We start from the raw sequence: 12,369 nt of genomic DNA on the forward strand, positions 1-12,369 counted from the left end.
AGGTTTTTTATTTCTGTAAATTTGGAGTAAAACTAAAAAGGTAAGTTATGCTAAAAGCAGAGAAAAAGGTTAGCTTTTTTGATACCATCTCCCCCTTTGTAAAAATCAGTCCGAAAAGCAGGTCGGCACTCCTATCGGTAATGCAAAAAGACCATTACCCTAAAGGGCATGTACTTGTCCCTCTGGGAGGAATTTGCAGGCATGTATATTATATTGAAAAGGGGCTGTCGCGAACCTTTTACATTAAGGACGGTAAGGATATTACCGAAAAGTTTTGTACCGAAAACAGCTTTACCTGCTCCATGCCGGCATCTATAACCAATGTGCCCGACAACAGGCAGATCGAGCTTTTAGAACCTTCCATAATATGGTCTATGCCTTATACCGAACTGGAAAAACTTTATGACGATTACCACGATATAGAACGTATGGGACGCTTTGTTGTTACTAACGAACTGGTTCACATGCATCAGCGCCTTAGTGATTTACAGTTTCGATCGGCAGAAGAACGTTACAACAACCTCCTGCAAAAAAATCCTGATTTACTGCAAAGGGTTTCTCTGGGGCTAATTTCATCTTACCTAGGGATAACACAGGAGACATTAAGCCGAATACGATCCAGAGTGTAGTGTTTTTGATAAATGTCAAAGGAAAAGCCGTGCTACAGTTTCAACTTTGCTTTATCAAAAAATTAAAACAATTATGGAACTTAAAACATTTTACAACATCAGGTTTAGTGACTGCGATTCTTTTAAACATCTTAACAACTCCCGCTATGTAGATTACATGCTCAATGCCCGCGAAGATCATCTAAAGGAATTTCACGATATAAGTATGACCTACCTTTACAGTAAAGGCTCGGGGTGGATGGTAAACAAGCACGAGATCATCTACCTCAATCCGGCAAATTATGGCGAACAGGTATGTATAAAGTCAGAATTGCTTAAATACAGTGATGATTCATTATTTGTTGAAATGACGATGTGGAATGAACAGGAAACCCACATAAAAGCCATTTTATGGACAAAATTTATACACATTAACCTCCTTACAGGAAAAAGGGATAACCACCCCGAATGGTTTGCACAGCTGGCTATTCCACTCGAAAACAAAGAAATATTAAAACCTTCAATATCAGAAAGGTTAAGTGTTTTGATGCCACAAAAAGTATAATTTGTAACTTTGAGTAAATATACCAGGATGAAATAGCAACTTTTCCCCTTCACCTCTCCTAGATGAATATATAAAGGCTATTTAATTATTGAGTGTAAATAAGGTCTGCTAAGCACAACACCGTCAAATACCTCAATAGTAAATGGTATTCCGGTTAAGGGGAAAGGTTAGCTTTTGTGAATGAGTATAGACTTATAAAGAACTACTTACAGCTAAAAGAAAAATTAATTTTCATTATGTTTGTTTCAAACCATGCCGTTATGAAACAAACATTTTTCTTTTTAGCGCTTTTTATCACCCAGTTAATAGTAGCTCAGGATAACAATATCTCCGCCATTTCAGTTGAAAAAGCTAACATTGTTTACAGGGGTATTCAAAACCCAATTAAAATAGCTGTTCCGGGAGCCAAATCATATAAAGTTACCGCCCTTGCAGGGTTAACTAAAAAAGACTCTTTGGGCAATTATTATTTAAATGTTAATGGCGTACAGGGAAAAACAGTCAAAATAAATATTGAGGCTATACTTGAAAATAACAGTATAATTAATGAATTCAAAGAGTTTGAGGTAAGGGATATTTCTCGAAGAAAAGCTGTGATGACTAATCTTTACAGTAATAAGATTTATGAAATGACATTGGAGGAACTTGAAAAACTTCAAGTCAAAATTCCAGTGGATGATATAGCTTATACATTGCCCTCTGAATACAGTAAAGTAATGTCGTTTACCATCAAAGCAAAAGGTTATGAAGATATATGGGTTGAAGGAGATTCAATTACTCCAAAAGCTTATTTGGTTCTAAAAAGGCTTAAGCCTGGTAATGAAATACTTATTTGTCATATAAGACAATATAACCCAAGCCAAGTTCACATGGCTCGTATTCCTTCTTTAAGAATAAAACTAATAGAAAAAAATGATGAGTATTATACTCCTATTCCTGAAGTTTCAACTAAATATGGTAACACTATAGTTTACAGAGGCATCAAAGATACTTTAGAAATATCAGTACCCAATGCAAAATCATTCAAGGTAAAAGGAAAAGGACTAAAAATGTTACCCGATAGCATTTATGTAATAGATGCCGGTAGGATAAAAAAGGATAAAACCTATCTGGAGTTTGAAATAATAAATCAAAATGACTCAATAATCCATACAAAACAACTGCTATATGTAAAAGACAGAGATATAACACCTAAAAAAATTACTGTAAACGGAAAAGGCTGTAGTAACTGTATTCTAAAAATGACATTACAGGAACTAAAAGATGCCGTTATAGATATAACTGAAGATGATGAGCAAAGCTCTTTAACCCAATACCAGGTTTTGGCGTGTAATATAAAGCTATCAGATGGTAATAATATAGATCTAAATAACAATACAATTACAGATACTGCTTTTGAGCAGCTCTCAACCCTTCCGGAAAACTCAATTATTGAGCTTGAAGTATATCATTCTCTTTTTAGGTATCCTCTCAACCTTTCACCATTAAAAATAATGATTGTTAGTGCTAATTAAACCCGATAAAATTCCAAAACTAACAATTTTACTATTGTTTGTTATAAGCATTTTATCATATCAACAAATTTCCATCTACATCGTTATAGTATCATCAATTTAATTACCTTTGGGCGCTTTTGTATAAGTCGCAATAATTATATTTTTGTATTACTATGAATGAATGTATTTCAGTTTTCGATATGCTTAAAATCGGCGTGGGTCCTTCAAGTTCACACACTTTGGGTCCGTGGCGCGGTGCAGAACGCTTTCTTGAGGAATTGCGTGAAGAAGGCATTTTTGAAAAAACTAACCGCGTTAAGGTAGATCTGTACGGTTCACTTTCCCTTACCGGAAAAGGACACGCAACAGATCTTGCCGTGATGCTGGGCCTTAGTGGTGCCGATCCTGAATATGTTCCTGTAGAGAGTATACAAACTACTATTGATGATATTAACTTTCAGAAGCAGCTAATACTAGGCGGACTGAATGTTATACCATTCAATCCTGAAAACGATATTGTTTTCAACAGGGATTTCCTTCCTTTCCATGCTAACGGTTTTGTTTTCACTGCTTATTATGATGGTGGTGAATATGAGTCTACCTTCTACTCTATTGGTGGCGGGTTTGTAGTTAAGGAAGAAAGAATAAACGCTAAAGAGAATGCCGTTATCAAATGTGCTTTCCCTTTCCCTACTGATAATGCGGCTGATTTATTGAAATATACTCAAACAGAAAATAAAACCATTTCTGAAATTGTATATGAAAATGAAAAATCAATTCGTAGTGAAGAAGAAATTCACAGCGAACTGATGCGTGTATGGAATACCATGCTGGAGTGTATGTACACCGGTTGTCATACCGAAGGTATATTACCCGGAGGTTTAAACGTAAGACGCAGGGCATTTGATATGCATAAAAACCTTATTGGTGAACTACCATATAACAGTCCGCAGGAATGGCTGGAGGTTATCAGAAAAACAGAAGTTAAATTCCGTCAGATATTAAAATGGGTTAGCTGTTTTGCTTTGGCCGTAAATGAGGTAAATGCTTCACTGGGTCGTGTGGTAACAGCCCCTACAAACGGAAGTGCCGGAGTTATACCTGCGGTACTGATGTACTATATGGTTATTGAAAACCACGATGCTAACGAAGAACATATAAAGCAATTCCTTACAGTAGCCGGTGAGGTAGGCAGTATCTTCAAGAAAGGTGCTACCATCTCTGCCGCTATGGGTGGCTGCCAGGCAGAAATCGGTGTATCATCGGCGATGGCCGCAGCAGCTTTATGTGAGGTTATGGGCGGTTCCCCGGAACAGTGCCTTATTGCTGCCGAAATCGCAATGGAACACCATCTTGGTATGACCTGTGACCCTATTGGGGGACTGGTGCAAATACCTTGTATAGAGCGCAATACTATGGGAGCTATAAAAGCCATTAATGCAGCCGAACTGGCATTAGAAACTGATCCTAAAAATGCTAAAGTACCATTAGACAAAGTGGTAAACACCATGTGGCAAACAGCACAGGACATGAATAATAAATACAAAGAAACATCGGAAGGCGGACTTGCAGTTACCGTTAATAACGCCGACTGTTAACCGTTCTACATACATAAAAAAGCACTTGCGATGCAAGTGCTTTTTTATGCCTTTTCACGTGTATCAATTATATATACAATTTTCCATGTCCCTTTATCATTGTATAGCTGAAAAGAATTTACTCCTTTATGGCTTAGTTTTCCGTCAACATAAAATTCATAAGGAGTCCAAACATGAGCCATGGCTCCGTCAAACTGAATTTTATATTCCAACAGTTTTTCCTGTATCTCTAATTCTTTTGGTACGGCCGCAATAGCTGCAAAAAATTTAGAAGCTTGATCCGTGGTAAGCATCACCTCCCCTTTTTCGTTTCGACTAACCGACTGAAGCATAAGCTCTGAATCACAAACCGACTGTATTTTTTCAACATCTTTATTATGTAGCCCCTCAAAAAAGGTATCTATAGACTGTTGTATCTCTTTATTTTGCGCAAATACCCCCTGCATACATAGAAGTAAAGCCAATAAAACCAATTTTCTCATAATTAATACGATTTGTATAGTAGTAAATATATTCTTTTATTATTAAACAACTGTTCAATAAAAGCAGTATATCTTACTCAGTGTTACCACAATTTAGTAAATTTACCGTCCTAAATAATTCAGATTATGTCTACAGCAAAAAAAGATTATAAAAGAATAACCACAAGGTCACTTATAGAAATGAAAGCAAACGGAGAAAAAATCTCCATGCTAACAGGTTACGACTATACAATGGCAACCATTATAGACGGTGCCGGTATTGATGTTATACTTGTGGGTGACTCTGCCTCTAACGTTATGGCGGGACACGAAACTACGCTTCCTATTACTCTGGACCAAATGATCTACCATGCATCATCGGTAGTAAGAGGTGTTAAAAGAGCACTTGTTGTGGTAGACCTTCCTTTTGGCAGTTACCAGTCAGACTCAAAAGAGGCTTTACGCTCTGCTATCAGGATAATGAAAGAAAGTGGTGCACATGCCGTTAAGCTTGAAGGTGGTAGTGAGATTAAAGATTCTATCAAAAAGATACTTAATGCCGGTATTCCGATTATGGGACACCTTGGGTTAACACCTCAATCCATATACAAATTTGGTACTTATACCGTTCGTGCTAAAGAAGAAGCCGAGGCTCAAAAACTAATTGACGATGCTAAGATGTTAGAAAAACTGGGATGTTTTGCAGTAGTACTGGAAAAAATCCCTGCACAGCTTGCCAAGCAGGTTGCCGAAAGTATCTCTATCCCTGTAATTGGTATTGGTGCCGGTGGTAATGTAGACGGACAGGTACTTGTAATACACGATATGCTGGGAATGAACAATGAGTTCAGTCCGCGTTTTTTAAGAAGATACATGGATCTTCACGAAGGTATGACCAATGCCATTTCACAATATGTTAGCGATGTAAAATCACAGGACTTCCCTAACGAAAACGAGCAATACTAATTTAGATTATTCGATATTTAGATAAATGAAGATTGTCTCAACAAAAGATAATTTAGATGTCCTTTATGAAGACAACCATATAATAGTTGTCAATAAGCGTGTTGGTGATATTGTTCAGGGTGATAAAACCGGAGACAAGCCTTTAAGTGATGTAGTTAAGGAATATTTAAAAGAAAAGTACAACAAACCGGGTAACGTGTATCTTGGTGTGGTACACAGGCTGGACAGGCCTACTACCGGAATTGTACTTTTTGCACGTACCTCTAAGGCATTACCAAGGCTTAATGATTTATTTAAAAATCGTGAAACCCAAAAAACATATTGGGCTGTAGTTAAAAATAAGCCTGAAAAGGAAACCGATACTTTAGTCCATTACCTAAAACGTAATGAAAAAAGTAACACGTCGCGTGCTCATGTAAAAGAAGTACCTAACAGTAAAAAGGCTAGTTTGGATTACACCATAATCAAAGCCCTTAACAACTATTATGTACTTGAAGTTAACCTTCACACAGGGCGCCACCATCAAATCAGGTCACAACTCTCTGCAATAGGTTCGCCAATAAAAGGAGATTTGAAATATGGCTTTGACAGAAGTAACCCTGACGGAGGCATACACCTACATGCCAGAAAGCTGGAATTTATACATCCCGTTACAAAAGAACATTTGGTAATTACAGCACCTGTGCCAAACGATACGATTTGGCAGTCAGTATAAAATTTAAAATACCCGGTTTTGGGTATTTTTTTTTGATTGTTATGGTTGGTATTTTGCGGTAAAATTCTATTAAAATTTACCGTAATACATAGTCTTTTATTAACTTAGAAGAACCAAAAAACAATCAATCTTATGAAAAAAAAACTACTATTTATCGTAACACTCTTATGTGCAAACACTTATGCCCAAGAGCATTTTTCGGGTATCAACACATCACGACGAACAGGAATACTCAACGCTTCGGTTAACCCGGCTGAACTTGCAAACCTTAAAAATGAAATGGAGGTTAATGTGTTTACCTTTAGCGCCAATGTTTCCAACAACAAAATTACCTTTGGTGACCTGGTTGGAGGTAATGATTTAGGCGACCTTATTTTTGAAGGAGATGAACCTGTAAACCTAAGAGGTGATGTAGAGATATTGGGACCATCATTTGCCATGAAGTATAACAAATGGGCTTTTGGTATACAAACAGCAGCAAAAATAAAAACCAACTTGGTTGATATTGATACAAACCTGGGTAACGCTATTGTTAATGCCAGTGACGATTTACTTATTGGACAGGCAAATATAGTAACTGACTATAACCAAAGAGCCTCAGCAACTGCCTGGGGAGAAATAGGTTTTTCGGCAGCAAGAGAAGTTTTTGAAAACGAAACACACAAAGTAGCAGCAGGTGCTACCCTAAAACTAATATTCCCTGGTACATACGCTAATATGTCGGCAGATAGATTTACAGGTACAATTGAGAATGTAGGTCCGCTTGTTGGTCTTACAGATACACATGCCAATGTAAATCTTGCCTACTCAGGATCTTTGGGTGACAGTTTTACAGACAGTAGTAATTTCAGTGAATTCTTTGCCGGAGGACTTAATGGTTTTGCTGCCGATTTAGGTGTTAACTATCAATGGAAAGACGAAAACGGAGGCTATAAAATTAATGCAGGGGCATCTGTAAAAAATATAGGTTCTATGACCTTTAAGGATGATAATAATGTAAATAAAAGCTATGTTGTTGACATTCCTGACGGGCAATATCTTGATTTAAGGCAGTTTGAAGATGTAGATAATATTGATGATGTTGAAGCTATATTAGTTAATAGTGGTTATGCTACATTAACCGAATCTGAAAAAGATTTCAAAATTAAACAGCCTACCATGCTTTCCTTATATGCTGATGTTAAAGTATACGATAAATGGTATGTTACGGGCTTTTTACAGCAAAATCTAAGTGATGCCAGTAACAACAATCGTATAGGTTCGCAAAATGTATTTACGGTTACACCACGCTATTCAACAAGCTTTTTTGAGGCCTACGCCCCATTCTCACATAATGAAATTTCAGGCTTTACGGCAGGTGTTGGTTTCAGGATTGGCGGATTCTTTATAGGTTCTGGTTCAATACTATCGGCAGCTATTGGGAACACTACTCAGGCAGACGCCTATATGGGCTTTAGATTCGGACTTTAAAAACATTAAATCATATAATTGATGAAAGCCGCCTTAACGGTGGCTTTTTGTATTAAATAATCATAAAATAGCACTTATGTTCTGCTAATTTTATTAATTTCACTTTACCAAAAACCAAAAACTATAGCCTTATGAAATGGAAAGGACGAAGAGAAAGCGACAATGTTGACGACAGGAGAAGTATGTCTGGCGGAAAGATTGCTGCAGGTGGCGGTGTTATAGCCATTGTTATAATACTAATTAACCTTTTCATGGGGGGCGATAATTCGGCTGTACTAAACGAAATAAACAATCAGTTACAACAGCAAACCACAACTGAAGAAACAGTACCTCTTAGTCCTCAGGATGAAGAAATGGGACGCATGGTTAGGGTTATCCTTGCTGATACTGAAGACGTATGGCATAAAATATTTGAGGAAAACGGATTGGTGTATGAAGAACCAAAACTGGTACTGTTCCGCAATTCGGTACAAACTGCCTGTGGCGGAGCTTCATCAGCATCAGGGCCGTTTTACTGTCCATTAGATAAAAAAGTTTACATGGATCTTTCTTTCTTTGACGAACTACAATCGCGTTTTGGAGCGCAGGGAGGCGATTTTGCCATCGCTTATGTAATTGCTCATGAGGTTGGTCATCATGTACAAACACTTATGGGAACATCAGCTAAAGTAAGGCAAATGCAACAACAACTTAATCAGGCAGATGCCAATAAACTGTCGGTAGCACTGGAATTACAAGCCGATTTTTATGCCGGATTATGGGCACATTATAATGAAGAAATGAACCAAATGCTGGAAGAAGGTGATATTGAGGAAGCTCTAAGTGCTGCCCATGCTGTGGGCGACGATGCTATACAAAAACGTGCACAGGGACATGTAGTTCCTGATTCTTTTACACATGGTACATCGGCACAGCGTGTATATTGGTTTAAAAAAGGTTTAAACACCGGTCAGTTTAATGCTGGTACTACCTTTAATGATTTGGAAATCTAATTGTTTTTCAGCTTGGCATTCATTATCTGCCACTGGTCTTCAATGTATTTTATTTTCCTAACTTCTTTCATGATAGACTCCAGTTCATCTTCATAATAGTCTACATTATCTTTCCTGTTCATAGAATCAAGGTCCTCTGCCCTTTCCAGTAATATATCTATTACCGGCATTACCCTGTTTTTTACATAGGGAGACAGTTTCCCGAATACTTCCTGTAGTTGTGTTTTTACCATACTACAAAGTTGGTAATTTTTAGTTTAGATTTCTGCATTAACAAAACATTTTTTAATGTTTGTGTTATCCTCCCTGAAAGTTTGAACACACAAACAATCTTTGTAAATTTGACAGTTAAAAATTATAAAAAACATTGCGTTGAAAAAAATACTGCTCCTTTCTGATACCCATAGCCATATAGACGAAACCATAATGAAATATGTGAGGCAGGCAGACGAAGTATGGCATGCCGGAGATATTGGAGACCTATCGGTAACTGATACCATCAAAAAAGAAAAACCCCTAAAAGCGGTATACGGAAATATTGACAATGCCGAAGCCCGACTTGAATTCCCTCTTAATAACCGTTTTTTTTGTGAAGGTGTAGATGTTTGGATTACGCATATTGGTGGTTATCCTGGCAAATACAATCAGACGATAAGGGAAGAGATAAATACAAATCCGCCTAAACTGTTTATCTGTGGACATTCGCACATACTAAAAGTAATGCCCGATAATAAGCTTAACCTCATACACATGAACCCCGGTGCCGCCGGAGTACATGGATTTCACCAAATACGCACCATGTTACGCTTTGAGATAAACGGAGATAATATCCAGAATCTGGAAGTGATAGAAATAGGAAAAAGAGCTTAATGAGAACTTCAGTTATATACACCCTACAGGAGCCTAAATTTTTTAAGAAACAACTTTTAAAATGGGCACAACAATACAGGGAAATTACATTTTTAGACAGTAACGATTATCATCAGCAGTACTCATCATTTGATACGGTATTGGCTGCCGATGCACTTACATTAATAAAAACCGACAATTATAAAGCTTTTGAAGATCTTAGTGCTTATCAAAAAACAACACGTGACTGGATTTTCGGTTATCTGTCTTACGACTTAAAAAATGATACTGAGAAACTGGAGTCCAATAATTATGACGGTCTGGATTTTCCTGATCTGTTTTTCTTTCAGCCAAAAAAGCTGTTTTTTATTAAAGGTAATCAGTTAGAGATCGCTTACCTCAATATGTGCGACGATGAACTGGAAAACGATTTTAATGAGATACTTGCAACAACAGTTGAAAACGAAGACGAACATACTCCCCTAGCTATTAAGCAGCGCATTACAAAAGAAGGTTATATAGAAAAAGTTACCCAAATGCTGGAACATATTCATTTGGGAGACATCTATGAAGCAAACTTTTGTATGGAGTTTTATGCCGAAGATGCTATAATCAATCCGTATGAAAAGTATCAGGCACTAAACGCTATATCCGAACCTCCTTTTGCTACTTACTTTAAAAACTATAAACAATACCTACTTTCGGCATCCCCTGAAAGATATATCAGGAAAGATGAAAGTAAAATAATATCACAACCCATAAAAGGAACTGCAAGAAGAAGTAACAGTATACAAGAAGACGAGGCTATTAAACTGGAACTTACCAAAAATGAAAAAGAACGTTCTGAAAATATAATGATTGTCGATCTGGTTCGTAACGATTTATCCCGTACTGCAAAAAAAGGATCGGTTAATGTGGAAGAACTATGCGGAGCTTACACCTTTAAACAGGTACACCACCTTATCTCAACCGTAGTATCGGAATTAGATGATGAATATTCTCCGGTAGATGTTATTAGAACCTCTTTTCCTATGGGGAGTATGACAGGTGCTCCTAAAATATCGGCTATGCAGATTATTGAAAAACTGGAAGAAACCAAACGCGGACTTTACAGTGGTGCCGTAGGTTATTTTACTCCTACAGGAGATTTTGACTTTAATGTAGTAATAAGAAGTATACTTTATAACGAAGCTAACAAATATGTATCTTTCTCTGTAGGTAGTGCGATTACATCTAAAGCATTACCCGAGAAAGAATATGACGAATGCCTGTTAAAAGCTAAGGCCATGCGTAGTGTATTGGAGTAACATAGATATAAAAAATCATTACTTTTGAAAATGCTTTCAATACTTCAAAAACATCTCGAAGAAAACCTACCCTTCTTAGCCGGTAAAAAATTGCTTTTGGCTACCAGTGGTGGTATAGACAGTATGGTGCTGATTGATCTTTTTAATCAGCTTGACTATACTATAGCTATGGCGCATTGTAACTTTGGGTTAAGAGGTAACGAAAGTGACGGTGATGAGAAATTTATTAAAGATTACGCACAAAAAAACAATATAGAATTATTTGTAACTCACTTTGATACAAATAAATATGCAGAAGAATTTAAACTATCCATTCAAATAGCGGCACGCAGGCTTAGGTACAATTGGTTTTACGAACTAATAGAGCAAAATGATTTTGATTACCTGCTTACGGCACATCATCTGGACGATAGTATTGAAACTTTTCTAATTAATCTTACTCGTGGCACAGGTCTTGATGGGTTAACGGGTATTCCACAGCAAAATGACAAAATTGTGCGCCCGCTACTTCCTTTCAGTAGAAATGAAATTGAACAATATACAAAGGAGAATAACATCACTTGGAGAGAAGATAGCAGCAATGCAAGCGATAAGTATTTAAGAAACAAACTAAGGCATGATGTGGTTCCGGTTTTAAAATCACTCAACCCATCGTTTCTGGAATCGTTTCAGGATACTTTAAATCACTTAAAGCAATCACAATCGTTAGCCGATGATGCCGCTATATTGGTTTACAAACAGGTAGTAAGCGAACAGTACAGTCAAAAACTGATTAATATTAGTAAACTGAAAAGACTACCAAACTATAAAGCCTATTTATACCAGTGGCTTGCCCCGCTTGGTTTTACGGCTTGGGAAGATATTTATAGCCTTAACGAAGCACAATCTGGCAAACAGGTACTGGCTAATGGCTACCGCCTTTTAAAAGACAGGGAACAACTAATACTGGAACCTGTTGAAGAAAGTGTTACAAATGTTTATGAAATACCCGAAGGAACTACCGAAATATCACAACCCTTCGCTATGAGATTGACAAATGTTAATAAAACATTAAAAAAATATGCGAATAACGCAATTTATGTTGATGCCGATACATTAAAATTCCCGTTATTTGCAAGGAAATGGATTGAAGGTGACTATTTTTTCCCTGCCGGCATGAATGGACAAAAGAAAAAGGTTTCTAAATATTTTAAAGATGAAAAGATGTCTTTAAGTGAAAAAGAGAAAACCTGGCTACTTTGTTCTGGTAATCAAATTGTGTGGATTATTAATAAACGTGCTGACGAGCGATTTAAAGTAACCGATAAAACAACTCAAATTATAAAAATAGAAGTTTTATAAA

Annotated in this window: 13 protein-coding genes; 11 read left to right on the forward strand and 2 right to left on the reverse strand. The window is 36.9% G+C overall.

Features of this window, described 5'->3' with window-relative positions:
- The first annotated feature begins 47 nt into the window (after positions 1-47).
- From Q763_RS03300 to Q763_RS03315, 4 genes are all read left to right on the forward strand, one after another.
- Positions 48-629, forward strand: coding sequence for a Crp/Fnr family transcriptional regulator (locus Q763_RS03300; protein WP_035131156.1), 582 nt, complete (start codon positions 48-50; stop codon positions 627-629).
- 73 nt (positions 630-702) lie between these two features.
- Positions 703-1,173 carry an acyl-CoA thioesterase gene (locus tag Q763_RS03305; protein ID WP_035131157.1) on the forward strand — a complete coding sequence of 157 codons (471 nt, stop codon included), beginning with the start codon at positions 703-705 and terminating at the stop codon, positions 1,171-1,173.
- 260 nt (positions 1,174-1,433) lie between these two features.
- A complete protein-coding gene (locus Q763_RS03310; RefSeq protein ID WP_198133435.1) occupies positions 1,434-2,687 on the forward strand; it encodes a GldM family protein in 1,254 nt (417 codons plus the stop codon).
- A gap of 155 nt (positions 2,688-2,842) precedes the next feature.
- On the forward strand, positions 2,843-4,267 hold the full coding sequence (locus Q763_RS03315; protein ID WP_035131168.1) for an L-serine ammonia-lyase: 1,425 nt from the start codon (positions 2,843-2,845) through the stop codon (positions 4,265-4,267).
- Positions 4,268-4,311: 44 nt separating this feature from the next.
- Here the strand turns inward: Q763_RS03315 and Q763_RS03320 are convergent, their stop codons facing one another.
- On the reverse strand, positions 4,312-4,749 hold the full coding sequence (locus Q763_RS03320) for a 3-methyl-2-oxobutanoate hydroxymethyltransferase (RefSeq protein WP_035131169.1): 438 nt from the start codon (positions 4,747-4,749) through the stop codon (positions 4,312-4,314).
- A 126-nt stretch (positions 4,750-4,875) separates the two neighbouring features.
- Between Q763_RS03320 and panB the strand changes: the two genes are divergently transcribed.
- From panB to ypfJ, 4 genes are all read left to right on the forward strand, one after another.
- Positions 4,876-5,694: a 3-methyl-2-oxobutanoate hydroxymethyltransferase gene (panB, locus tag Q763_RS03325; RefSeq protein WP_035131170.1), complete on the forward strand. Its 819-nt coding sequence runs from the start codon at positions 4,876-4,878 to the stop codon at positions 5,692-5,694.
- A gap of 25 nt (positions 5,695-5,719) precedes the next feature.
- Positions 5,720-6,409, forward strand: coding sequence for an RluA family pseudouridine synthase (locus Q763_RS03330; protein ID WP_035131171.1), 690 nt, complete (start codon positions 5,720-5,722; stop codon positions 6,407-6,409).
- 132 nt (positions 6,410-6,541) lie between these two features.
- On the forward strand, positions 6,542-7,879 hold the full coding sequence (locus Q763_RS03335; RefSeq protein WP_035131172.1) for a hypothetical protein: 1,338 nt from the start codon (positions 6,542-6,544) through the stop codon (positions 7,877-7,879).
- Between the two features lie 131 nt (positions 7,880-8,010).
- Positions 8,011-8,871, forward strand: coding sequence for a KPN_02809 family neutral zinc metallopeptidase (ypfJ, locus tag Q763_RS03340; RefSeq protein ID WP_035131174.1), 861 nt, complete (start codon positions 8,011-8,013; stop codon positions 8,869-8,871).
- Here the strand turns inward: ypfJ and Q763_RS03345 are convergent.
- On the reverse strand, positions 8,868-9,104 hold the full coding sequence (locus tag Q763_RS03345; RefSeq protein WP_035131177.1) for a hypothetical protein: 237 nt from the start codon (positions 9,102-9,104) through the stop codon (positions 8,868-8,870). The two genes, ypfJ and Q763_RS03345, sit on opposite strands and share 4 nt — an antisense overlap.
- Positions 9,105-9,243: 139 nt before the next feature.
- Between Q763_RS03345 and Q763_RS03350 the strand changes: the two genes are divergently transcribed.
- Genes Q763_RS03350 through tilS form a run of 3 tightly spaced genes read left to right on the forward strand, consistent with a single transcriptional unit; the run spans position 9,244 to position 12,368 of the window.
- Complete coding sequence (locus Q763_RS03350; protein ID WP_035131179.1) at positions 9,244-9,741, forward strand: metallophosphoesterase family protein; 498 nt, start codon at positions 9,244-9,246, stop codon at positions 9,739-9,741.
- The gene (locus Q763_RS03355; protein WP_035131181.1) at positions 9,741-11,027 is read left to right on the forward strand and encodes an anthranilate synthase component I family protein; all 1,287 of its coding nucleotides are present in this window, start codon (positions 9,741-9,743) and stop codon (positions 11,025-11,027) included. The genes Q763_RS03350 and Q763_RS03355 overlap by 1 nt, the downstream gene beginning before the upstream one ends.
- Positions 11,028-11,057: 30 nt before the next feature.
- A complete protein-coding gene (gene tilS / locus Q763_RS03360; protein WP_035131183.1) occupies positions 11,058-12,368 on the forward strand; it encodes a tRNA lysidine(34) synthetase TilS in 1,311 nt (436 codons plus the stop codon).
- Position 12,369 lies beyond the last annotated feature (1 nt).

Origin of the sequence: Flavobacterium beibuense F44-8 (genome assembly GCF_000769915.1) — a bacterium.
Taxonomy (GTDB): Bacteria; Bacteroidota; Bacteroidia; order Flavobacteriales; family Flavobacteriaceae; genus Flavobacterium; species Flavobacterium beibuense.

Excerpts from the sequence above, each read along its gene's own strand:
- Q763_RS03300 (WP_035131156.1), top strand. The coding sequence starts at position 48 with ATGCTAAAAGCAGAGAAAAAGGTTAGCTTTTTTGATACCATCTCCCCC.
- Q763_RS03305 (WP_035131157.1), top strand. The coding sequence starts at position 703 with ATGGAACTTAAAACATTTTACAACATCAGGTTTAGTGACTGCGATTCT.
- Q763_RS03310 (WP_198133435.1), top strand. The coding sequence starts at position 1,434 with ATGAAACAAACATTTTTCTTTTTAGCGCTTTTTATCACCCAGTTAATA.
- Q763_RS03315 (WP_035131168.1), top strand. The coding sequence starts at position 2,843 with ATGAATGAATGTATTTCAGTTTTCGATATGCTTAAAATCGGCGTGGGT.
- Q763_RS03320 (WP_035131169.1), bottom strand. The coding sequence starts at position 4,749 with ATGAGAAAATTGGTTTTATTGGCTTTACTTCTATGTATGCAGGGGGTA.
- panB (WP_035131170.1), top strand. The coding sequence starts at position 4,876 with ATGTCTACAGCAAAAAAAGATTATAAAAGAATAACCACAAGGTCACTT.
- Q763_RS03330 (WP_035131171.1), top strand. The coding sequence starts at position 5,720 with ATGAAGATTGTCTCAACAAAAGATAATTTAGATGTCCTTTATGAAGAC.
- Q763_RS03335 (WP_035131172.1), top strand. The coding sequence starts at position 6,542 with ATGAAAAAAAAACTACTATTTATCGTAACACTCTTATGTGCAAACACT.
- ypfJ (WP_035131174.1), top strand. The coding sequence starts at position 8,011 with ATGAAATGGAAAGGACGAAGAGAAAGCGACAATGTTGACGACAGGAGA.
- Q763_RS03345 (WP_035131177.1), bottom strand. The coding sequence starts at position 9,104 with ATGGTAAAAACACAACTACAGGAAGTATTCGGGAAACTGTCTCCCTAT.
- Q763_RS03355 (WP_035131181.1), top strand. The coding sequence starts at position 9,741 with ATGAGAACTTCAGTTATATACACCCTACAGGAGCCTAAATTTTTTAAG.
- tilS (WP_035131183.1), top strand. The coding sequence starts at position 11,058 with ATGCTTTCAATACTTCAAAAACATCTCGAAGAAAACCTACCCTTCTTA.